Origin of the sequence: Haliea sp. (genome assembly GCF_041395985.1) — a bacterium.
GTDB lineage: Bacteria > Pseudomonadota > Gammaproteobacteria > Pseudomonadales > Halieaceae > Haliea.
The window spans coordinates 1-23,363 of sequence record NZ_JAWKZJ010000002.1 but is presented as its reverse complement, the minus strand read 5'-3'; the positions used below and the strand labels follow the sequence as shown (position 1 = coordinate 23,363).

The following is a 23,363-nucleotide window of genomic DNA, read 5'->3' as shown; positions in this document are numbered from 1 at the left end:
CAGCCCTTCAGGCGTCGGCAGCGATAACCCTAGAAGCTGACCTGCGGTGCTGCCTGGATCTGTGCCGAGTCGTCGAACTCCAGCAGCGTGGCATCCTGTCCGTGGCCAAAGGTGGATGCCACCGCCACCGGTGGGAAACTCTGGCGGTAGGTGTTGTAGGCCATCACCGCGTCGTTGTAGCCCTGGCGGGCAAAGGCGACACGATTCTCGGTGTTGGTCAGCTCTTCGGAAAGCTGCTGCATGTTCTCGCTGGCCTTGAGATCGGGGTAGGCTTCCATGGTGACGTTGAGTTTGCCGAGTGCACCCTGCAGCGCGTTTTCGGCGCTCGCCAGCCGCGTCATGTCGGCACCACCGATGGCGTCCGGCCCCAGCGCCTTGAGCAGCGCGGCGGCATCGTTGCGCGCCGCGGTCACCGCCTCCAGCGTCTCGCGCTCGTGGCTCATGTAGGCGCGCGCCGTTTCCACCAGATTGGGTATCAGGTCGTAGCGCCGTTTCAGCTGCACTTCAATTTGCGCAAAGGCGTTCTGGTAGCGGTTTTTCAGGGCAACGAGGCGGTTGTAGATACCGATGACATACATCACCAGGCCCAGCAGGACCAGCCAGAACACAATCGTAGAAACGTCCATGCAACACCCTCCCAGGCGGTAGTTGTAGATCGATTCTACCCGAAAACGGCGCGGGTGCGAGGAACGCTCAGGCCAGCGCCACCTCGACCTCAACGCCGTTGACCGCGGCGTTGCCGGACAGGACGTCCAGGGCGAGGTCATCGGTGACGTCGTTGCAGCTGACGCCCGCATGCCCGGCCGCGGTGTGCAGGCGCACCCCGGGCCGGCCGTGGCCGTAGCCGTGTGGCAGGCTGACCACCCCGGGCATCACCCCGGCGCTGGCTTCCACGGCCACGGTAACACGACCGGCACGGGAACTCAGGTGCACGCGGTCACCGTCTTTGATGCCGCGCACCGCCATGTCCTGCGGATGCATGAGCAGGGTGCAGCGGTCTTTCCCTTTTACCAGGCGGTGATAGTTGTGCATCCAGGAATTGTTCGAGCGCACGTGCCGGCGTCCAATCAGGCGCAGGGCGCCACTGTCGCCTGCGCTGAACGCTGCGCGCAGGCGGTCTAGGTCTGCCAGCGCCTGTGGAGTGGCGCAGTCGATGGTTTTGTCCGCGGTCTGCAGCCGTTGGGGTAGTTGCGGCCGCAGGGCCCCGAGGTCGATGCCCGAGGGGTGCTCCCGCAGCTTGTCCAGGGTCAGCGCGTGTTCGCTGCCCCTGCGTTCACTGTAGGGCCCGATCTGCAGGCCGAGGTCGATGATCTCGTGGGGCGCCATCACCGGTTGCATGGGTTGGCCCAGCAGCTCGGCGACCCGGTTGCCCAGCTCGGTGAAGATCTCCCAGTCGTGCAATGTACCTTCCGGTTTGGCGAACACTGCGTCGTTGTACCGGGCGGTGTTGCGTATCGCGTTGAGGTGGAACGCGAGGTCGTAGTGGTCGTGTTCCAGCGGCGATGTCGGCGGCAGGATGATGTCCGCATGGCGTGTGGTTTCGTTGAGGTAGGGATCCAGGCAGACCATGAATTCCAGTTGTGCCAGCGCCGCGTCCAGCTGGCGGCCGTTTGGCGTTGACAGCACCGGGTTCCCTGCCCCCACAAACATCGCGCGAATCTGCCCCTCGCCGGGTGTGGTAATTTCCTCGGCCATGGCCGAGGCGGGCAGTTCACGGTCAAACTCCGGTAGCTGGCGCACGCGGCTGTGGTGCCGGGCAAAGCCGCCGGGACTGATGCTGCTGACCTGGTCCACAGCGGGCAGTGTGAACAGCGACCCGCCCTCCCGGTCGAGGTTGCCGGTGAGGATATTCAGCAGCTGTATTGCCCACTGGCACAGTGCGCCATAGCGTTGTGTTGACACGCCCATGCGCCCATAGCAGATGGCGGCCCCGGCCTGCGCGAACTCGTGCGCGATGCGACGGATTGTGCTCGCCTCGATGCCGGTGTGTGCGGCGGCAAAATCGGGCGTGAAGTCGGCAAGCGCCGTCGCCAGTTCCGCCAGGCCGGTGGTAAACGCTGCCAGGGGACCGGGCGCCACCAGGTCGTCCGCGAACAGCGTATGCAGCAGTGCCAGCAGGAACAAGGCGTCGCTGCCGGGACGTATGAAGAGATGTTCACTGGCCAGCTCTGCCGTCTCGGTGTAACGCGGGTCGACCACGACCAGCTTGCCGCCGCGCTTGCGCAGGGCCTTGATCCGCTTGCGTACATCGGGCACGGTCCAGATGCTGCCATTGGAGGCGATGGGGTTGGCGCCGAGCATCAGAAAATATGCGCTGCGGTCGATATCGGGAATCGGGAACAGCGACTTGTGGCCGAACAGCCAGAGGCTGACCAGATGGTGCGGCAGCTGGTCGACGGACGTGGCGGAGAAACGGTTGCGGGTGTGGAAATGGCGGAACAGGTTTTTCTGGTGCGTCATCATCCCATAGTTGTGCACCGTGGGGTTGCCCAGATAGACGCCCAGCGCATCCACGCCGTCCCGTTGCGTAATCTCCACCAGCCGTCGCGCTGTGGTATCCAGCGCGTCCTCCCAGCTGATTTCGCGCCACTGGTCGCTGCCACGTGTGCGCTGCACTGGCCGGCGCAGGCGGTCGGGGTCGTTGTGGATATCCTGCAGGGCGACGGCCTTGGGGCAGATATGGCCGCGGCTCAACGGGTCGGCCGGGTCGCCTTTGATCGACACGATGCGATTCCCATCAGTTTCAATGCGCAGCCCGCAGATAGCCTCGCACAGATGGCAGGCGCGATGGTGCACGGTAGCCGGCATGGCGGGCACTCTCGTGTTATGGGTGTGATCGAAGTGTAGCGGCTGCACGAATAAAGTGCACTTGCCATGCGGTGCGCGAGTAGTCGGGTCAGCGCTTTTTGTGTAGTGTGGATGCAGGGTCCATTATCGGTTGCCAGAACGATGAACGAAAGCTGGAAGTCGTATGCGTCGGGTAGTTTCTTTGATGAACTGATCACGCCCCAGGGTCAGCCGCGCGCTGCGGCGCGGGGTGTAGTGCGCTTGTTACAGAAACTGCCGGGGCAGGAAATGGCAGAGCGCCGCGCTGCGGCGGAGCTCGCCATACGGGAAATGGGGATTTCCTTTACCGTCTATAACGAAGCCGGCAATATCGATCGCGCCTGGCCTTTCGACATCATCCCGCGTGTGATATCCGCGCGGCAGTGGCAGGCGGTCAGCGACGGTTTGCGCCAGCGGTCGCTGGCGCTCAATCACTTTATCCAGGATATCTACAACCAGCAGAAAATCCTCGCCGACGGCGTGGTGCCGGCGGATATCGTGCTGGAATCCACCAATTTCAAACCGCAGTGCATGGGCATGTCGCCGCGCTTCGGTGTGTGGGCGCATATCTGTGGTTCCGATCTGGTGCGCGATGGTGATGGTCGTTTCCGCGTACTTGAGGATAACCTGCGGGTACCCTCGGGGGTGTCCTATATGCTGGAGAACCGCGAGATTACCAAACGGGTGCTGCCGGAGCTGTTCGAGAACTACAGTATCCTGCCGGTGGACGATTACCCCTCGCAGCTCTACCAGACACTGGCATCGCTGTCTCCCCGGGAACGGCGCCGCCCCTGTATCGTCGTGCTCACGCCGGGTATTTTCAACTCAGCTTATTTTGAACACGCCTATCTCGCCCAGGGTATGGGGGCGGAGTTGGTGGAGGGGCGCGACCTGATGGTCGCAGACGACAACTGCGTCTACATGCGCACCGTGGATGGTCCTGTGCGCGTGGATGTGATTTACCGGCGCATTGATGAGGACTTCATGGACCCGGAGGCGTTCCGACCGGAGTCACTGCTCGGTGTTGCCGGACTGATGCGTGCCTGGAAGGCGGGCAACGTGGCCATCGCCAACGCGCCGGGCAGCGGTGTGGCAGATGACAAGGTCATCTACGCGTTTGTGCCGGAGATGATTCGTTATTACCTCAAGCAGAAACCGCTGCTCGCCAGCGTGCCCACCTGGCTGTGCATGCGCGAGAAGGATCGTGAGCATGTGCTCAAGAATCTCGATCAACTGGTGGTCAAGCCCGCCAATGAGTCGGGCGGCTACGGCATCATGGTCGGTCCGCACAGTACTGCCGCCGTGCGTCGCAAGTTTGCCCGCCTGATCGAGGAGAACCCGCGCAACTATGTCGCACAGCCGACCCTGGCCCTGTCGACCGCGCCCACCTACATCGACGATACCGTCGAGCCGCGCCACCTGGACCTGCGGCCGTTTATCCTGCAGGGACGGGATACCTGGGTGACGCCAGGAGGTCTCACACGTGTGGCGTTGACCAAGGGGTCACTGGTCGTGAACTCATCCCAGGGCGGCGGCAGCAAGGATACCTGGATTGTGGAGGGTAAGGCATGACAATGCTTTCCAGCGTCGCCGAGCGCCTGTACTGGATGGGGCGCTACCTGGAGCGCGCGGAGGACAGCGCTCGTCTGGTGGCAGCCTATAACCACCTCATCATGGATATTCCGCGCGCAGCCGAGCTGGGCTGGGACGTGCTGGTCCGCATTCTCGACGCCGAGCCCGTTTTCTATCAGCAGTATCGGGTGGGCAATGAACAGAATGTCCTGCGCTTTCTCATGGCAGAAGAGGACAGCTGTGCCAGTATCCCCTTTGCCGTGCGCTGGGCGCGTGAAAACGTACGCACGACACGCGATGTGCTGCCCGAGGAGACCTGGGAGCAGATCAACGAACTGCATTTGTATGTCAGTGATGCGGCGGAAAAGTCTGTAGGTCGGCGCAATCGCCAGGCCTTCCTTGAGGAGGTGATCAGTCGCTGCCAACGGGTGAACGGCATGTTGTCCTCCAGCCTGCCACGGGACCATGCGCATCGCTTCCTGCGCCTCGGGCACCTGCTCGAACGCTCCGATATGACCACCCGCCTGATGGATGTGGGCACGGGGGAGATTCTCGGGCGGGCCGGCACCCATGAGGCCACGGACCCGCTGATCTGGACTTCCCTGTTGCAGGCCCTGTCCTCTTTCGGGGCCTATCGGCGGATGATAGGGCCTCTGGTGGAGGCGCAGGAGGTGGTGGAGTTTGTGTTTCAGGAGCCCCTTTTGCCGCGCTCGGTGGCCTTTTGCCTGGCGGAAATCCGCCTGGAGCTGAAGCCGCTGAAAAACCATGAAAGCGCCATGCGCATTCTGAATCGCGGGCGGCGCAAGCTGGGTAAGCTGCAGCCGGAACAGATGTCCCGTGAAGCGCTGCATGCCTATATCGATGAGTTCCAGGCGCTGCTGGCCGACCTGCATGACGCGATCACTGCGTCCTGGTTTCATCCGGATACACCATGAAGCGCCTTGAATGCAGCTGCGGTAGCCAGGTGTTTTTCGAGAGCCGGGACTGCGTGCACTGTGGCATGGAGCTCGGCTTTGACCCCCTTGCGCTGGAGATGCGCTCCCTCAGTGATGTCGGGGGCGGCATTCTGCAATCCGCAGTGGGCGGTCGTTACCGCATGTGTGCCAACGGCACGGAGTGGGATGTCTGCAACTGGCTGTGCGCGGAAGAGGATACTCACCCCCTGTGCTGGGGCTGCCAATTCAACCGCACCATTCCCGACCTCTCGCTGCCGGGCAACATCCAGCGCTGGTGGGTGCTGGAACAGGGCAAGAAGCGTCTCCTGTACACTCTGCGCAGTCTGGGTCTGCCATTGATCAGCGGATGGCAGGACCCGGAGCATGGGCTGTTGCTGGACTTCATAGAGGACGGGCGCAGCCGGGAGGAGTACGCGGAATCATTCGTCAGCACAGGGTTTGTCGGCGGGGTGATTACCATCAATACCCTGGAAGCGGATGACGTTGCGCGTGTTGCAGTACGTGAGCAGATGAACGAACCCTACCGCACGGTCCTCGGGCATATGCGTCACGAGTCCGGACATTACTACTGGGCCCGTCTCGCTCGGGACGAAACGATTCGCAGCGGCTTTGCGCAGTTGTTCGGTGACGAAACCATGGACTATCGTGGGGCGCTGGACCGTCACTACCGGGAGGGCCCGTCACCCGACTGGCGCAAGTATTACATCAGTGCCTACGCCAGTGTGCACCCCGTGGAGGACTGGGCGGAAACCTGGGGGCATTACCTGCACATTCAGGATGCGCTGGAGACGGCGGCGGCCTACGGTGTCATTCGCAAGGATGTGGCCAGCCTGGAAGTCGGCGAACGGATTGGGCTCTGGCGTGACCTCAGCATCACCCTGAACGAACTCAACCGCAGCGTCGGTAGGGGAGACGCCTATCCCTTTGTGATCAACCACTTCGTGGAATCAAAACTGGCCTTTGTCGACACGGCGATTCGTCGCCTGCAGCAGCAGCCGGGGCAGCGCTAGCCCGCCCAGCGCTGCAGCAGGGGGCGCAGCGCCGTGGCCAGCAGGGGTGCCATGGAGACGGCATTGCTGTGATGCTGGATGCAGTCTGTGCTCCACACAGTGCCGATGCCTGCGCTCTTCATCACGGCCAGAGCGTCTCCGGCAAAGAGGGCGTGAGTCACCGCGACATCCACCGAGTTGGCGCCCGCCTCCAGCAGCAGTTGCGCCGCGCCGGCCAGGGTGCGCCCGGAGCTGGCTACGTCATCCAGGAGGACCACCGCACGCCCCGCGACGGCAATGTCAGGCAGGGTGATGACCACATCGCGGTCACCGTGTCGCTGCTTGCTGCACACGGCGTGGTCCAACTGGCGGCCCGCCGCCGCGCTCTCTACCCACTGCCGCGACTCGGCATCGGGGCCCACCAGCAGCGGATGGTCGCGTTCACCCGCCACCCGCTCCGCCAGACTGCCCGCAGCCGACAGGGCGATGGCGTCCTGCAATGGGATGGCCTCATCCAGCCGGCTTATCCTGTGCAGGTGGGGGTCGACAGTGATGACCGCATCAAACAACTCGGCGAGAAAGTTGCCGACGATGGTCTGGCTCACCACCTCGCCGGGCTGGAAGGCAATGTCCTGGCGCATGTAGCCGAGGTAGGGGGCGACCAGCACCAGCCGACGTACGCCGGCACGACGCGCATGTCGCGCCAGCAACAGCAGTTCCACCAGTTTTTCGTTGGGTCGGTCCAGGCTGCGATAGATCACCAGCGTCTGTGTGCCCGCCGGCAGGTCCAGCAGCAGCTTCAATTCTTCGTCGGGAAAGCGGTGCCGGGCAACGGCGAGGGTGGGCAGTTCGCAGGCGCTCGCGAGGCGCAATGCCGGCGCACGCTCGTCCTCCAGGTAGGTCAGCAGCGCACTCATCAGAACTCCATGAATGCCGGGGTAATATCAGCGGCCTGGCCCAGGGTGAAACCGCTGCTGCGCTCGCACAGCCTGCGGGCAAAGCCCAGCTCGGTCGGGTAGGCCGCGTAGACCGTATACAGAAGGTCGCCTGCCTGCACCGGGTCGCCGAGCTTGGCGCGCAGGTCGACCCCTGCCCCCTGTGCCCGCGGTGCCCCGGCCTGCCGCGCAATGCGCGCCAGCTGCAGGTTGTCAATATTGACCACCGTGCCTGCAGTGGGTGCCCGGACGGAGTACGTCAGTGGCGCCAGCGGCGGGTTGCCGAGGTCAAATGGCTTGCTGCCCTGGGCCTGGATAATATCCTGCATCTTGCGCAGGGCGCGCCCGGAATCCAGGATGTCCCGGGCGATAGCGAAGCCGTCGCCACCGCGCACATCGGGGTCGAATTCCAGCATGCGACCGGCCAGGCGCAGCGACTTCTGACGCAGATCGGCAGGTGCTGCAGGGCTGTTTTCCAGCACCTGCATCACGTCCCGTGCTTCCAGGGCCGGGCCGATGCCGTTGCCAATGGGCTGTCGTCCGTCGGTGATCACGACTTCCAGCACCAGCCCCATGCGTTTGGCGACGTACTCGAACAGGCGGCGCAGCCGCTGTGCTTCGGGCATAGACGTGACTTTCGCAGTGGGGCCGACCGGGATATCCAGAACCAGGTGGGTGGAGCCGGCTGCGACCTTTTTGGACAGAATGGATGCCACCATCTGCCCCGGTGAGTCGATCGACAGCGGGCGCTCAACGGCGATCAGCACATCGTCTGCCGGCGATAGATCGCTGGTGCCGCCCCAGGCGAGGCAGCCCCGGTGGGTACGCACGATGCTGTTGAGCTGTTCGAACTGCAGTTCGACGTGCGCCAGCACCTCCATGGTGTCGGCGGTGCCGGCCGGTGAGGTGATGGCGCGTGATGAGGTTTTCGGGCACAGCATGCCGTGTGCCGCGACAATCGGTACAACCAGCATCGAGGTGCGGTTGCCCGGGATACCGCCAATGCAGTGTTTGTCCACCACGGGGTGCTCGCCCCAATTCAGGCGGCGCCCTACGCGGCTCATGGCGTCACTGAGGAAAAACACCTCCTCGCGGTCGAGTTCAGCCTGGTTGCAGGCCACGACGAAGGCGGTCAGCTCAATCTTCGAATAGCGGTGTTCGGCGATGTCGTTGACGATGGCGCGAAAATTCTCAGCGCTCAAGCGCTCCCCGGCGATCTTGCGGTGCAGGGCCGGTATCGACTTCGGCGGTTCCGCCTGCGCTACACTCACCCGATGTCCCTCGGAAAGGCCCAGCAGGGCGAAGGCATCTTCCGAGAGGCCAAGCTCATTGCAGCCCACGATCGTGTCGTCATCGACCACGTTGACGCTGGCGAGAATGCGCCGGCCATCGTCGGACACCTCGACTTTCGCCAGCGCCTGGAAACCCTCGGCCCGGTACAGCTCGCAGTCCCGGTGCAGATAGGCGACGTTTTCCCGGTAAGTGTCGATGGCTACGCGTTTCAGCACGAGGGTGGATGCTGCGTCTGCTGCATGCAGTGCATCCTGTTGGCCCGTCGCGTCGCTTTTCGTCATACCTCAGTCGTCCTCACCGATGACCTCGCCCAACGAGGGCAGTTTGGCGAAGGCCTCGCGAATATTGTCGTCCCAGCTCTGGCGCAGCTTGGCCAGATAGGGATGATGCTCCTCCAGCGCAAAGTAGCGCGCATGCGGTTTGAGGCTGTCGTTGCGGTAGAACAGGCACTCCAGGGGCGGCCCCACGGTGGCATTGGAGCGTATGGTGGAGTCCATTGAGACCAGGGCACAGCGCATGGCGGTCTCATAGGGTGTGTCCGGGCGCACGATACGGTCGAGAATGGGCTTGCCGTATTTGGTTTCGCCAATCTGCAGGTAGGGGTAGAGCTCCGAAGCGGTGATGTAGTTGCCCTCGGGGTAGATCAGGTAAAGCGCCTGGGCGTGGCCCTTGATCTGGCCGCCGAGTATGAAGGTGGCAGAGGCATCGAAGCTCGCGCCTGCGCCCGGCCCCGACGGCTTCTTGTGCCGTGCCTGTTCGGCGACATTCAGCTCACCGATATAGTCCGCGACGTCGGCGACATAGCGCGCCTTGAGAATGTTGAATTCGGCATCCTCCTCCAGATCTCGATGGATATGGGCGATCACGGCCTGGCTGGTTGCCAGGTTGCCCGCCGTCATCAGCACCAGCGAACGGTCGTAGGCCACTGAAAAGCGATGCATTTTGCTGTAGGTGCTGACCCGGTCGGGCCCGGCATTGGTGCGCGAGTCCGAGCAGAAGATCAGGCCGTCCTGGACGGCGATGGCGAGGCAATAGGTCATGGCAGCAGTGTCTTCGCTCCGGGGCCGTGTTGAGCGGGCAAGCATACTCATAGCGAGGCGGCAATGCCACAGTCCTGCTCAACCCCGGTGATCTGTGCATGGTATCGACCGCATCCCCCGCGTATCATTGGCGCCCTGGCGTTTCGGCGCAGTGGCGGTTGCGTGATACCCCCTGCGCCCCTGATCACGGAAGTCGGTGACTATCATGTCTGGAAAAAAGGTGCTCTTCAGTCTGCGTATGTGGCTGATGCTGCTGATCACACTGCTGGTGTTTGGCGGGCTGTTCGGCATGCAGTGGTTCGGCAACAAGAAGATGAACGAGTTCATGGACAACATGCCGGTGCAGCCCGCCACGGTGACTGCCATGGAGGCGGGCACGGCCCTGTGGCGTGACAGCGTGGAGAGCGTTGGCACGCTGGTGGCGATCCGCGGCGCTGAACTGGCAACGGAAGTGCCCGGCACGGTGGAGACCATCCACTTCGAAAATGGCGCTGCGGTGGAGGCCGGCGACGCCATCATCACGCTGAATTCGGCGCCGGATCGGGCGCAGTTGGCGGAGCTGCAGGCCGCGGCGGAGCTGGCCCGGCTGGAACTGGAGCGTGCCAGGCGGCTGGTGGCGCAGCGCAATATTTCCGAGTCGGAACTGGACCAGCGCAGCAGTCTGCTGGAGCAGGCCCGCGCCCGTGTAGCGGCTCAGCAGGCGCGTATCGAGCAGAAAACCCTGCGCGCGCCCTATGCGGGGCGGCTGGGCATCCGCCGGTTCAATGTGGGCGACTACGTGCAGGCAGGAGACACGGTGATTGCCCTGCAGGCACTGGATAGCCTGTATGTGAACTTCTCACTCCCTGAACAGTATAGCCAGCAGGTAGCGGCGGGGATGCCGGTGCAGGCGCGACTGGAGGCTTTGGACGGACGCATCTTTGAGGGCACCCTCACCGCCATTTCGCCCGTGGTAGACCCGAATACCCGGAATTTTACGCTGCAGGCGACCCTGCCCAACCCGGAAGAATTGCTCCGCCCGGGTATGTTTGCCCGCCTGGTGCTGCCAATCGGCATAGAGCTGGAGAGGGTCGTGGTGCCGCAGACGGCGATTGCCTACCGCCCCTACGGAGACTCGGTGTACGTCATCACGGAGCAGGATGGTGCCTTGAGGGTATCGCAGCGGTTCGTCACCCTGGGTCCGGTGCGCGGCGATCTGGTGGCGGTCGAGGAGGGGCTGGATCCGGGTGAGCGGGTCGCGACCAGCGGCCTGCTGAAGCTGGATGGCGGGATGCCGGTGAACGTTGACAACAGCTCCCTGCCAGCGGCGGAACTCGAGCCGCAACCGGACAACGGCTGACATGAAATTCACCGATATATTCATCCACAAGCCGGTGCTGGCAACGGTTGTCAGCCTGTTCCTGCTGATCCTCGGCCTGCGTGCGGCAACCGAGCTCAACGTGCGGGAATACCCCATGATCGAGACGGCGGTGATCACAGTGAGTACGCCGTACATCGGTGCCGACGCGGAGCTGATCAAGGGGTTCATTACCACGCCGCTGGAACAGGAGATTGCCACAGCTGAGGGTATTGATTACCTGACATCCTCCAGCACGCGGGGGCTGAGCACCATCTCCGCCTATGTCAGCACCGAGGCCGACCCCGACGAGGTCCTGACCCAGGTGGTCACCAAGGTCAACAAGCTGCGCAACGAGTTGCCCCGAGAGGCCGAGGATCCGGTGCTCGACCTGGCGATCGGCGAGCAGGTGGGCAGCATGTACATCTCTTTCATCAGCGACCAGTTGCCCACGAATCGTGTAGCGGATTACGTGATCCGCGAGGTGCAGCCCAAGCTGTCGACTCTGCCAGGCGTGCTGCGCGCCAGCGCTAATTCCACCAGCGTGTTTGCCATGCGCATCTGGCTGGACCAGGAGCGCATGACGGCACTCGGGATGACGGCCAGTGGAGTGCGCGCCGCCCTCGCGGCCAACAACGTGCTTTCGGCGGTGGGTGCCAGCAAGGGCAGCATGGTTGAAATAAACCTGAAGGCCGATACCGATCTGCGCTCGGTGCAGGGTTTTGAAGACATGGTCCTGCGCGAGCGGGACGGCGCCATTGTGCGCCTGGGCGACATCGCAGAAGTCGAGCTCGGTAATGAGGGATACGGATCCTCATCCATGTTCATCGACCAGGAAGCGGTATTCATGCAGATCGACGTCGCGCCCGATGCCAATGCCCTGGAAGTGATTGCCAGGGTGCGGCAGGTCTACGCCGAGGATATCGCGCCACGGTTGCCGGAGGGCATTGTCGGCAATATCAACTATGACGCAACCGTCTATATCCAGAACGCCATCGACGATGTGGAAGCCACCATCATCGAGGCTATGATTATCGTCATCCTGGTGATTTTCCTGTTCCTGGGCTCCCTGCGCTCAGTGCTGATCCCGGCGGTGGCAGTGCCGCTGTCGCTGGTCGGCGGACTTTTCCTCATGCAGCTGATGGGCTTCAGTATCAACCTGCTGACGCTACTGGCCATCGTACTGGCGATTGGTATCGTGGTTGACGATGCCATCATCGTGCTGGAAAACATTCACCGGCACATTGAAGCGGGTATGGCGCCCAAGGAAGCGGCGCTGCTGGGGGCCAGTGAGCTGGCCTGGCCGATCGTGGCGATGACGACCACGCTGATCGCGGTCTATATTCCCATCGGCTTCGTCGGCGGCCTGACCGGCACCCTGTTCACGGAGTTTGCCTTTACTCTGGCCGGCGCGGTACTGATCTCAGGGGTTGTAGCCCTGACACTGTCGCCGATGATGTGCGCGCGGCTCCTGAGCAAGGATGAAGGCGACAACAGCAATCGGCTGGAGCACTGGCTGGACCAGCGTTTCGAGGCGCTGCGCCGGGTCTACCAGCGCGATCTGGATCGTGTGCTCGATGACCGCGGGGGGGTTCTGCTGTTCGGCGCCATCATTATCGTCTCCTGTTATTTCCTGTTTGTGCGTTCACCCTCTGAGCTGGCGCCGTCCGAGGATATCGGGCTGATCTTCTATCTTGCGGAGTCCGACCCGTATGTGACGCTGGACTATATCGAGCAGTACACGGCGGAGATTGGCCAGATCACCCGCAGTACACCGGAAATCGATGTCAACTTCCTCTTTAACGGCGTGAGTCCCGGCGGTGGCGGCACCACCAACGGCGCCTTCGGTGGGTTCATCTTCAAACCCTGGAGTGAACGCGAGCGCAGCTCGGAGCAGGTTCTGCAGGAAAGCATCCTGCCACGTACGCAGCGTATAGCCGGTTTGCAGGTGAACGCGGTTAACCCGGCGCCGCTGCCCTCAAGCGGGGTGCTGCCGGTGGAATTCGTGCTGACGTCCACCCTCGATTTCAACATCATGTTCGAGGATGTGCAGCGCGTGCTGCAGCGCGCGCGGGAGAGCGGCAAGTTCATTTTCATTGACCAGGATCTGCAGATCGATAAGCCGCAGCAGCGCCTGACGGTGGACCGCGACAAGGCCGCGTTACTGGGCGTGGAAATGCAGCAGCTCAGCGCCGACCTCTCGGCACTGTTGTCCGGCGGCTATGTGAACCGCTTCACCATGAATGACCGGTCCTACAAGGTGATCCCCCAGGTGCGGCGCGCGCAGCGCATGACACCGCAGGACCTCGAGGGTTACTACACCCGTACACGCAGCGGCGACCTGATCCCCATGAGTACGCTGGTGCGGCTCGAGAGCGAAGTGGTGCCGCGCTCTCTGAAGGGTTTCCAGCAGCTCAATGCGGTCACCCTGAACGGGATTCCGCGCCCGGGTATCGCGCTGGGTGATGCGCTGGCCACCTTGGAGCGGATCAGTCGCGAAGAGTTGAATCGGGAATACAGCGTGGACTACGGGGGCCAGAGCAGGCAGTTCAAGACAGAAGGCAGCGCCCTGATCATGACCTTCTTCTTTGCCCTGCTGTTGATTTACCTGGTACTGGCGGCGCAGTTTGAGTCTTTCCGTGATCCGATCATCATGCTGGTGACGGTCCCCATGTCGGTGTGCGGCGCCCTGCTGTGCCTGAATGTCCTCGCGCTGTTTCAGGTCACCGGTGCCACGCTGAACATCTATACCCAGGTGGGTATCGTCACCCTGATCGGTGTGATCTCCAAGCACGGCATCCTGATAGTGGAGTTTGCCAACCGACTGCAGGAAGAGGGCATGCAGAAACGCGAGGCGATCGAGGAGGCCGCGTCAGTGCGCCTGCGCCCCGTGTTGATGACCACCGCCGCACTGGTCATTGCCATGGTGCCGCTGTTGCTGGCATCCGGCCCGGGTGCCTCTGCGCGCTTTTCCATGGGTCTGGTCATCGCGTCCGGCATGACGATCGGCACGCTGTTTACCCTGTATGTGCTGCCTGCGGTTTATCTGTACCTGGGGCGCGACCTGGCGGCAAGGTGATGGGCGTCGCCAGCATGCTTTGGCCGGCCTAGTGCTCAGCCGGGGCGTTCAACAGCGCGAAATACTGTCGCAGCGCCTGCTCACCCAGTACCTGCCGTGCGCAGAGTTCGCGCAGGCAGTACACCGCCAGGTCCGGGCTGTCGAAGAACAGGTCGGCAAACAGCACCTGTCGCTTGAGCTGGTTGTCGCTGTAGTGCTGCAGCGCAATAGGGTTCTTGATGTAGACCGCGTCGGCTTCCAGAAGCTGGTTGAACGGGATACGGAAGTTGTTGTTGCGGACTGTGGGGGATATTGACCAGCGTTTGATATCCATAAAGCGGTGAGGGAGGTAGCCGTTGTCACGCATCCAGTGGTCGATATCGCCAAAGGTGGGTTGCCCCTCGTAGAGGCCGATGAAAGACACCTCAAGCTGGATCGCCACACACTCGCGCAGTTTTTCGCGACCATGTTGTAAAACCCGCAGCTCGGACCCCTGGATATCCATTTTCAGAAAGTCGATCCGTTCAATGGCATCGATGGCGTCCAGCCGCGTGGTGTGTACGGTCTCGGTTTTCAGCACCCGTCCGAAGTCATCAAAGCCGTTGAAGAAGTCCAGGGCTGCTGGTGAGGGTTTGAATAGCGATGTCATGCCCGATGCCGCGTCGCACACGTAGGCGGTGTGAGGCTCGCCATCACCGACGTAGTGCTCCAGCACGGTCGCCTTGTCGCCATAGTGCGCCTGTAAAGCGGCAATCTGTCGCGGGTCACCGTCGAAACTGTATAGCTGCGCCTGTGCGTACTCCTGAACCAGCGGGGCGTACACCGGTGTTTCAGCCAGCAGGGCGGCACCGATGTCGGCAATATGAATGTGTGTGTCAAGCTCCAGTAGCCCGGAGAGTTGCGAGATGCGTGCTGCCACCGTTCCTGGATCTCCTGCGCAGAGGATGGGTCATTGTTGGAACAATCTTCTGGAACAGCTATACTGTAGGGGTGTTTGTCGTGTCGTGTAGCACATGTTGCAGCGCAAAGCCGGAATAGTCATCGTACTCCTGGTCCTGGTGGCTCTCACCGGTCAGATGGTCTCGGCTGCGTCTGCACCCTGCTCCATGATGGACGCAGGTAGTGTGCCCGAGTCTGCCCATTTTGCAATGGGCATGGATCATGCGGGCCATATGGCGGCCGCTGGCGTTATGGCCGACGAGCCAGCCTGCTGCGACGCGCTGCAGTGTTCCCTGCTGCATTGCCTGTCGTCCGGTGCCGCGCTGCTGGCCACCCCGCTCTCGACGCGGCTGGCGTTTTCTTCCGTTCTCAACCCCGGCGACGCACTGTCCAGTGTTGTCGCCGAAGGTGCCTCGCTGTTTCGCCCACCCATTTTCCGCTGACACGGGGTTAGTGCGCCCGAAATTCGGGCCCACACCGGGTTAACGCGGGAGCCTCCGACTCCCAGACCTGCAATTTGCTGCTCTGCTGCTGCCCCTGGTCCGAGTGCCCAGTGACATGCCGCTGCAGACGGCGAGTGCATTGCCGCCCATAGCCTGCTGGATGAGCAGCATGAACCGGTGGCGGCGTGGAGACATGCGAGAACATCGAGGATACACCATGAGAAAATTGCACCTGGCCTGCTGGTTGTTCCTGTGGCTCTGCTTGCCCGCGTTTGGCGAGTCGGCGCCAGCGGCACTGACGCTGGGGGACGCACTGCGGCTTGCGGTGACGGCAGACCCCTGGCTGGTGGGCAGCCAGTACCGCGAGGAAGCCCTGCTCAGTGAAGCCACCGCCGCGGGCAGTTTGCCAGACCCGACGCTGAACATTGCCGCGGGCAACCTGCCGCTGGATACCTTCGATATCAACCAGGAAGCGATGACGCAATTTACGGTGGGGGTGAGCCAGGCCTTCCCCCGCGGCGACAGCCGGGCGCTGTCCCGGCAGCAGAGAATGCAGCTGGCGGAGCAGGAGCCCCTGCTGCGTGAGGAGCGCAGCGCCCAGGTGCAGCGCACGGTGACCCAGCTGTGGTTCACGGCGTATCTGGCCCAGGAGACGATAGGGCTTGTCGAGCAGAGTCGAGGTCTGTTTGATCACCTGCTGGCGGCCGCCAGCACGCGCTATTCAGCAGCACTGGGCAGTACCCGGCAACAGGACCTGGTGCGGGCGCAGCTCGAGTTGACGTTGCTTGAGGACCGGCTGACGGGCCTGCAGCAGCGACGCGACGCGGCCCAGCGGCAGCTTGCCGAATGGATTGGCGCGGATGCCGCGCTGCCTCTGGCTGCGCCGCCGCCCGACAGTTCCCCCGTCAGTGAAGCGGTGCTGCGCGCATCTCCACAGCAGCACCGTGAGTGGATCGTTCGCCATCCCGCGGTGCGGGCCGTGGACAGTCGTATCGACGCGGTCACGACCGAGGTTGAACTGGCTCGGCAGGGCTACCGGCCCGCCTGGGGTATCAGTGCACAGTACGGCTACCGGGATGACGATCCGATGGGTCGTGACCGCGCCGACCTGTTCAGTGTCGGTGTCACCTTTGACCTGCCGCTGTTCACCGATGAGCGTCAGGACAAACAGGTGAGCGCGACTCTGGCGCGCGTTGAGGCGCTGCGCACCGAGCGTCAATTACTCGCGCGCAGGCTGCTGGCTGAGCTGGAAACTGCACTGGCGCGCCTGCAGCGGGTTGACGAAAGAGCCGATCTGTACGCGACACGCCTGCTGCCGCAGATGGCTGATCAGGCGGAGGCGGCGCTGGCGGCCTACAACAACGACGACGGTGACTTTGCCGAGGCGGTGCGCGGGCGCATCGCGCAGCTTGATGCCCGCATGGCGTCACTGGCCATTGCCATAGAGCGACAGCAGCTGATGGCAAGCATCGAGTACCTCACGGTTGCTGCCGAGCACGAGATTCGGGAAGCGCCTGCACAGATGACGGGAGCAGCACAATGAATATCACGATGAAATTGATCGCCGCGGCGACCCTCGGTGTGATGGCAGGCATTGCGGGCATGCGCTGGTGGGGAGGCGAATCCGGGGCGTTGCAGGTGACCCGTGGCGAACCTGAGCCCCTGTACTGGGTGGCGCCCATGGACCCCAATTACCGACGTGATGCGCCCGGCAAGTCACCGATGGGCATGGATCTGATTCCGGTCTACGCAGATAAGACCGAGGACAGGACGGCGGGCACGGTTCGTATCTCGCCCGATGTGGTCAACAACCTGGGCGTGCGCACCGCGGAGGTGGTCTTGGGGCGACTTCCCGCCGGGGTCGAAACCGTGGGCTTTGTGCAGTTCGACGAGGACCGCCTGCAGCATGTGCACCCCCGTGTGGAAGGCTGGGTAGAGGAATTGTACGTGCATGCATCCGGTGAGCCGGTGACGCAGGGAGCGCCATTGTACACCCTGTATTCGCCCACGCTGGTCAATGCACAGGAGGAGTTGCTGCTGGCCTGGCGGCGCGACAATCCCGCCTTGATTGCCGCCGCAACGGAGCGGTTGCAGGCGCTACAGGTGCCCGCTGCGGCCATCCGTGCGCTGCGGGAAAGTGGCCGTGTCAGCCGTACCATCACGGTAGAGGCACCCATGAGCGGTGTCGTCGAGACGCTGCAGGTGCGCCAGGGTATGTATGTCAAACCGGGTATGGAGACCCTCTCGATTGCATCGCTGGAGCAGCTGTGGGTGATTGGTGAGGTGTTTGAGCGGCAGGCCTCGCAGGTGCGACCGGGTGACACGGTGCGCATGCAGTTTGACCACCTGCCGGGCCGTGATTGGCAGGGCGAGATCGATTACGTATACCCCACCCTGAACCCGCGCACACGGACCCTGCAGGTGCGAGTGCGCGTCGCCAATCCGGATGGCGCACTGCGTCCCGGAATGTTCGCGCGCCTGCAGATTGCCAGTGATCCCGGAGAGCAGGCGCTGCTGGTCCCCCGGGAGGCGCTGATTCGTACGGGCGCCCAGTCCCGCGTCGTGCTAGCGCTCGGGGACGGGCGCTTCAAATCGGTCGCCGTGACCCCCGGGCGCGTGGGTGCGGAGCAGGCGGAAATTCTTGACGGTGTGCAGGCGGGGGACCGCATTGTCACGTCGGCGCAGTTCCTGATCGATTCCGAATCCAGCAAGACGTCGGATTTCCGGCGCATGCAAGCTGCGCCGGATGACAGTCATGGCATGCACGACCACAGCGGGCACAGCATGGGGCACACGCCATGATCACCTCGATTATTCGCTGGTCGGTGTACAACCGCTTCTTTGTGTTGCTGTCGACCCTGGTGCTGGTGGCTGCCGGCGCCTGGTCGCTGAGAAATACCCCGGTGGACGCCATTCCCGATCTCTCCGACGTACAGGTCATCATCAAGACCCGGTATCCTGGACAGGCGCCGCAGGTAGTGCAGGATCAGGTGACCTATCCGCTGACCACCGCCATGCTCGCGGTCCCCGGCGCGGAAACCGTGCGCGGCTTCTCCTTCTTCGGTGACTCCTACGTGTACGTGATCTTTGATGAAGACACCGACCTCTACTGGGCTCGTTCGCGGGTGCTGGAATATCTGTCACAGGTGGCGCCCACGCTTCCGGACGGCGCCCGGCCGCAGCTTGGCCCGGATGCGACGGGTGTGGGCTGGGTGTACCTGTACGCGCTGGTCGACCACAGTGGCCGACACGACATCAGCCAGCTGCGCAGCCTGCAGGACTGGTTCCTGAAGTACGAGCTGCAGACCGTGCCGGGTGTCGCCGAGGTCGCCACCCTCGGCGGCATGGTCAAGCAGTACCAGGTGAGGGTGAGGCCGGAGAAGCTGCGCGCCTACGGCATACCCCTGTCGCTGGTACAGACGGCGATCCAGCGCGGCAATCAGGAAATCGGTGCTTCAGTGGTGGAGATGGCCGAGGCGGAATACATGGTGCGTGCGACCGGGTATATCGCCAGCGTGGAGGATCTGGCCGAGATTCCGCTGGGCCTGGATGCCAACGGGACGCCGCTGCGTCTGCGGGATATCGCGGATATCCAGCTCGGCCCGCAGATGCGCCGCGGCATCGCCGAGCTGAATGGCGAGGGTGAAGTGGTCGGCGGCATTGTCGTTATGCGTTACGGCGAAAATGCGCGGCAGACGATTGAGCAGTTGAAGGCGCGCCTCGAGCAGTTACAGGCCGGGCTGCCGGAGGGTGTGGAGGTGGTGACCGTCTACGACCGCTCCGCGCTGATCGAGCGTGCCGTGGACAACCTGTGGCGCAAACTGCTGGAGGAGTTTCTGGTGGTGGGGCTGGTGTGCATGGCGTTCCTGTTCCATGTGCGCTCGTCGCTGGTGGCCATTATCAGCCTGCCGGTGGGCATTCTGGCGGCCTTCACCGTCATGCACTGGCAGGGCCTGAACGCCAACATCATGTCGTTGGGCGGCATTGCCATCGCCATTGGCGCCATGATTGACGGCGCCATTGTCATGATCGAGAACATGCACAAGCACATGGAGCGCACCCCGCTCACCGAGCAGAATCGCTGGCGTATCGTCGCAGACTCCGCCACGGAGGTCGGGCCGGCGCTGTTTTTCACGCTGCTGATCATCACTGTGAGCTTTTTGCCGGTGTTTACCCTGGAAGCCCAGGAGGGTCGTATGTTCGCGCCCCTGGCCTTCACCAAAACCTATGCCATGGCAGCCAGTGCCGCCCTTGCCATCACCCTGGTGCCGGTGTTGATGGGCTATTTCATTCGCGGCAAGGTGCTTGCGGAGGATCGCAATCCGATCAATCGCGCGCTCACGGCAGGCTATCTGCGTGTACTGCAGTTAGCGCTGCGCTATCCCGCAAGGACCCTGTGCCTGGCCGCGCTGGTGACAGCGGTGGGGTTCTGGCCCGCCGGCAAGATTGGCAGTGAGTTCATTCCCGATCTCGATGAAGGCGACCTGATGTACATGCCCACCACCTACCCCGGGCTCTCCGTTGCCAAGGCTCGCGAGTTGTTGCAGCAGACCGACCGGCTGATTGCCACGGTGCCCGAGGTGAAAACCGTGTTCGGAAAAATCGGACGGGCGGAGACGGCCACCGACCCCGCTCCGCTCACCATGATCGAAACCTTCGTGCAGTTGCATCCGAGGTCTATGTGGCGCGAGGGTATGACCACCGACAAACTGAAACAGGAGCTCGATGCGCTGGTGAAGCTGCCGGGTTTGACCAATGCCTGGGTGATGCCGATCAAGACCCGCATCGACATGCTGGCCACCGGCATCAAGACACCGGTGGGCATCAAGGTCGCCGGTCCGGACCTGCGACAGATCGAGCGTATCGGAGAACGCCTGGAGCAGTTGCTGCAGGATGTGCCCGGTACAGCGTCAGTTTACTCAGAGCGCGTGGCGGGCGGGCGCTACATCAAGGTCGACATACAGCGGCCCAGCGCGGCGCGCTACGGGCTCAACATCGCCGATGTGCAGCAGGTGGTGGCCACTGCGATCGGCGGTGCCAACGTCACGCAAACCATAGAGGGTCTTGAACGCTACCCGGTGAACCTGCGCTACCCCGAGGACTACCGCGACTCACCGGAACAGCTGGCGCTGTTGCCAATCGTCACGCCCGGTGGCCAGCACATCGCGCTGGGCGACGTGGCGAGGGTGTACATCGAGGAGGGTCCGCCAGCGATCAAGAGCGAGAATGCGCGGCTCAACGGCTGGACCTTTGTGGACATCGAGGGTGTGGATGTCGGCAGCTTTGTCGAGCAGGCGCAGAGCATCGTCGCCGAACGGATTGAGCTGCCGCCTGGGTACTCCCTCACCTGGTCCGGCCAATATGAGTACATGCTGCGCGCCAAGGCAAAACTCACTTACGTGGTGCCACTGACCCTGGGCATCATCGTGGTGCTGCTGTACCTGAACTTTCGCAGCGTGGCCGAGGTCGCCATCATTCTGGGCACGCTGCCACTGGCACTGGTGGGCAGCATCTGGCTCATGTATCTGCTGGGTTACAACTACTCGGTAGCGGTCGGCGTTGGCTTTATTGCCCTGGCCGGTGTGGCCGTGGAGATCGGCGTCATCATGCTGGTGTATCTCGACCAGGCCTGGCGCCGATTGCTGCAGGACAGCGGCGGGCAACCGACGTCGACGCAGCTTGTCGAGGCGGTGCTCAGCGGCGCCGGGCGGCGTATTCGACCGGTCATGATGACCTCGGCAACCATCATCCTCGGCCTGCTGCCCATCATGTTCGGCAGCGGCACCGGCACGGAAATCATGCAGCGTATTGCAGCGCCGCTGGTGGGAGGCATGGCGAGTGCCGTGGTTCTGACACTGTTGGTGCTGCCCACGGTGTATCTGCTCTGGCGGCGACGGGGCTTGCAGTCAAGCGCAGAGGGCGCACAGGGCGAGTAAGGCGTACAGCGTCTACACTGTCTGGCAACGACGTGAGAGAGGAGTCGCTCATGGCACAACAGGCAACGCTATACCGCATGGAAACGGCGGAGCATATCTGTCCCTTCGGGCTGAAATCGCGAGACCTGCTCCGGCGCGAGGGCTTCGAACTGGATGACCGCGTACTCACCTCGCGACAGGAAGCCGATAGCTTCAAGCGGGAGCACGGTGTGGACACCACACCGCAGGTATTTATTGAGGGTGAGCAGATCGGTGGTTACGAAGCGCTGCGCGCGCATCTGGGCCTTGATCAGGAGGGTGATTCGGGCACCACCTACAAACCTGTCATCGCCATCTTCGCAACCTCTGGGCTGGCGGCACTGGCACTGGCGTGGGGCGGTGGCGGCGAGCTGGACCTGCCGGCTGCGGTGTCGACGTTCATCGGCTTGAGCATGGTGGTGCTGGCCATCCAGAAACTGCAGGATCTCACCGCCTTCTCCAACCAGTTCGTGACCTACGACCTGCTCGCCATGCGTTACGTGCGCTATGCTTATGTCTATCCCTTCGCGGAGGCCTATGCCGGTATTGGCATGCTGGCCGGCGTAGCGCCATGGGCATTCGCGCCGGTCGCGCTCTTTATCGGCTCAGTGGGTGCGGTCTCGGTGTTCAAGGCAGTGTATATAGACCGGCGCGAACTGAAGTGTGCGTGTGTGGGTGGTGACAGCCAGGTGCCGCTCGGGTTTGTTTCCCTGACGGAGAACGTGTTCATGGTATTGGCTGGAGTCTGGATGCTGGTCGGGATGTGAAAACCCTGCTATTTTGCCCGAGAAATCCTCAGCCCGACTGGTCGCTGCAGTCATGAGCCACTACGATCTTATTGTGCTGGGCACGGGCGGTGTGGGCAGTGCCGCCCTGTATCACGCCGCGCGGCGGGGGCTGCGTTGCCTCGGGCTGGACCGCTTTCCGCCGGCCCACGACCGGGGCAGTTCGCACGGTGAATCAAGGTTGATCCGTCTGTCTTACTTTGAGCACAGCAACTACGTGCCCATGCTCAAGCGCAGTTATGCGCTGTGGGAGCAACTCGCTCCCTCCCTGCTTCACCGCAGTGGTGTCTTCTATTTCGGTCCTGCTGGCGGTCAAATCGTTGAGGGCGTTCGGAATTCGGCGAGCGAGCATCAACTGGATGTCCAGGTGGTGCCCGAGAACGCCCTGCCTCAGTTCTGCGCGCCGGCCGGCTTTGCCGCGCTTTACGAAGCTGACGCCGGTTGGCTGCCCGTCGAGCGGTGCGTACTGACGCATCTGGAACAGGCAGTAGCTGCCGGGGCCGAGCACCGATGGGGCGAATCAGTGGTTGACTGGCAGGCCACTGCCTCGGGCGTGGTGGTGACCACGGAAGGTGACAGTTATAGCGCCGACTCCCTGGTTGTTGCCGGAGGGGCATGGAGCGCTCGCCTGTTGCAAACACTGGAGCTGCCGCTCACCGTGCAACGAAAGCACCTGCACTGGTTTCGCTGCGACGACAGCCGCTACCAGAACGGCTTCTTCTTTGACCTTCCGCACGGTCAATTTTATGGCTTTCCGGTAATGGACGGGCGCTTGAAGGTGGCTGAGCATAGCGGCGGGGAGGTGGTGAGCGATCCCATGAACGCCAGCAGGGCGCCGGACACGTTGGACAGCGAGCGTATAGAGGCTTTCGTGCGCGACCACCTGCCTGGTGTAGTGGGCGAACGTTTGAATCATCAGACCTGCTTTTACACACGCTCGCCGGATGATCACTTCATTGTAGACCGCTACCCGGGCAGCAGTAACGTCGCGTTTGCCGCCGGGCTATCGGGGCACGGCTTCAAGTTCGCACCGGTGTTGGGGGAGATACTCGTGGACCTGGCGACTGGACAGGCCCCCGCTGTGGATTGTGCATTTTTGGGATTGTCACGTTTCCAGCGGCCATAGATCGGGGTCGCACGTGCACCTGGAGGGCGCCGGACGGCGTGCTACTGCGGATTCTGCGGAAATGTTCTGAAGCGTCGTGTTCGGGAAGATGGTGCCCAGGAGAGGACTTGA

General features: G+C 62.9%; 17 protein-coding genes. 11 read left to right on the top strand and 6 right to left on the bottom strand.

Annotated elements, in window-relative coordinates; translation table 11 throughout:
- Positions 1-29 precede the first annotated feature (29 nt).
- Positions 30-626: a LemA family protein gene (locus R3E49_RS03650; protein ID WP_371293808.1), complete on the bottom strand. Its 597-nt coding sequence runs from the start codon at positions 624-626 to the stop codon at positions 30-32.
- A gap of 67 nt (positions 627-693) precedes the next feature.
- On the bottom strand, positions 694-2,808 hold the full coding sequence (locus tag R3E49_RS03645; protein WP_371293807.1) for a molybdopterin oxidoreductase family protein: 2,115 nt from the start codon (positions 2,806-2,808) through the stop codon (positions 694-696).
- A 141-nt stretch (positions 2,809-2,949) separates the two neighbouring features.
- Between R3E49_RS03645 and R3E49_RS03640 the strand changes: the two genes are divergently transcribed.
- The 3 genes from R3E49_RS03640 to R3E49_RS03630 are packed head-to-tail and all read left to right on the top strand — an operon-like array spanning position 2,950 to position 6,364.
- Positions 2,950-4,398, top strand: coding sequence for a circularly permuted type 2 ATP-grasp protein (locus tag R3E49_RS03640; RefSeq protein ID WP_371293806.1), 1,449 nt, complete (start codon positions 2,950-2,952; stop codon positions 4,396-4,398).
- The gene (locus R3E49_RS03635) at positions 4,395-5,333 is read left to right on the top strand and encodes an alpha-E domain-containing protein (RefSeq protein ID WP_371293805.1); all 939 of its coding nucleotides are present in this window, start codon (positions 4,395-4,397) and stop codon (positions 5,331-5,333) included. The genes R3E49_RS03640 and R3E49_RS03635 overlap by 4 nt, the downstream gene beginning before the upstream one ends.
- Positions 5,330-6,364: a putative zinc-binding metallopeptidase gene (locus tag R3E49_RS03630; protein ID WP_371293804.1), complete on the top strand. Its 1,035-nt coding sequence runs from the start codon at positions 5,330-5,332 to the stop codon at positions 6,362-6,364. The genes R3E49_RS03635 and R3E49_RS03630 overlap by 4 nt, the downstream gene beginning before the upstream one ends.
- Here R3E49_RS03630 and R3E49_RS03625 read toward each other — a convergent pair.
- The 3 genes from R3E49_RS03625 to R3E49_RS03615 are packed head-to-tail and all read right to left on the bottom strand — an operon-like array spanning position 6,361 to position 9,611.
- Positions 6,361-7,260, bottom strand: coding sequence for a ribose-phosphate diphosphokinase (locus tag R3E49_RS03625; RefSeq protein ID WP_371293803.1), 900 nt, complete (start codon positions 7,258-7,260; stop codon positions 6,361-6,363). The genes R3E49_RS03630 and R3E49_RS03625 overlap by 4 nt on opposite strands.
- The gene (locus R3E49_RS03620; RefSeq protein ID WP_371293802.1) at positions 7,260-8,852 is read right to left on the bottom strand and encodes a thymidine phosphorylase family protein; all 1,593 of its coding nucleotides are present in this window, start codon (positions 8,850-8,852) and stop codon (positions 7,260-7,262) included. The genes R3E49_RS03625 and R3E49_RS03620 overlap by 1 nt, the downstream gene beginning before the upstream one ends.
- A gap of 3 nt (positions 8,853-8,855) precedes the next feature.
- Positions 8,856-9,611: a peptidase gene (locus R3E49_RS03615; protein ID WP_371293801.1), complete on the bottom strand. Its 756-nt coding sequence runs from the start codon at positions 9,609-9,611 to the stop codon at positions 8,856-8,858.
- Between the two features lie 205 nt (positions 9,612-9,816).
- Here R3E49_RS03615 and R3E49_RS03610 point away from each other — a divergent pair, with 205 nt between their 5' ends.
- Entirely contained in the window at positions 9,817-10,950 is a 1,134-nt protein-coding gene (locus tag R3E49_RS03610; protein ID WP_371293800.1) for an efflux RND transporter periplasmic adaptor subunit, read from the top strand.
- Between the two features lies 1 nt (position 10,951).
- Positions 10,952-14,026: an efflux RND transporter permease subunit gene (locus tag R3E49_RS03605; protein WP_371293799.1), complete on the top strand. Its 3,075-nt coding sequence runs from the start codon at positions 10,952-10,954 to the stop codon at positions 14,024-14,026.
- Positions 14,027-14,054: 28 nt separating this feature from the next.
- On the opposite strand, the gene R3E49_RS03600 is transcribed toward R3E49_RS03605, so the two are convergent.
- A complete protein-coding gene (locus tag R3E49_RS03600; protein ID WP_371293798.1) occupies positions 14,055-14,924 on the bottom strand; it encodes an FkbM family methyltransferase in 870 nt (289 codons plus the stop codon).
- 94 nt (positions 14,925-15,018) lie between these two features.
- Between R3E49_RS03600 and R3E49_RS03595 the strand changes: the two genes are divergently transcribed.
- From R3E49_RS03595 to solA, 6 genes are all read left to right on the top strand, one after another.
- Positions 15,019-15,387: a hypothetical protein gene (locus tag R3E49_RS03595; RefSeq protein ID WP_371293797.1), complete on the top strand. Its 369-nt coding sequence runs from the start codon at positions 15,019-15,021 to the stop codon at positions 15,385-15,387.
- Positions 15,388-15,604: 217 nt separating this feature from the next.
- The gene (locus R3E49_RS03590; RefSeq protein WP_371293796.1) at positions 15,605-16,930 is read left to right on the top strand and encodes a TolC family protein; all 1,326 of its coding nucleotides are present in this window, start codon (positions 15,605-15,607) and stop codon (positions 16,928-16,930) included.
- Positions 16,927-18,189, top strand: a complete 1,263-nt coding sequence (locus R3E49_RS03585; RefSeq protein ID WP_371293795.1) for an efflux RND transporter periplasmic adaptor subunit — start codon at positions 16,927-16,929, stop codon at positions 18,187-18,189. The genes R3E49_RS03590 and R3E49_RS03585 overlap by 4 nt, the downstream gene beginning before the upstream one ends.
- Positions 18,186-21,323 carry an efflux RND transporter permease subunit gene (locus tag R3E49_RS03580; protein WP_371293794.1) on the top strand — a complete coding sequence of 1,046 codons (3,138 nt, stop codon included), beginning with the start codon at positions 18,186-18,188 and terminating at the stop codon, positions 21,321-21,323. The genes R3E49_RS03585 and R3E49_RS03580 overlap by 4 nt, the downstream gene beginning before the upstream one ends.
- 50 nt (positions 21,324-21,373) lie before the next feature.
- Positions 21,374-22,108 carry a MauE/DoxX family redox-associated membrane protein gene (locus R3E49_RS03575; RefSeq protein ID WP_371293793.1) on the top strand — a complete coding sequence of 245 codons (735 nt, stop codon included), beginning with the start codon at positions 21,374-21,376 and terminating at the stop codon, positions 22,106-22,108.
- Positions 22,109-22,160: 52 nt separating this feature from the next.
- Positions 22,161-23,252 carry an N-methyl-L-tryptophan oxidase gene (gene solA, locus R3E49_RS03570; RefSeq protein ID WP_371293792.1) on the top strand — a complete coding sequence of 364 codons (1,092 nt, stop codon included), beginning with the start codon at positions 22,161-22,163 and terminating at the stop codon, positions 23,250-23,252.
- Positions 23,253-23,363: the final 111 nt, after the last annotated feature.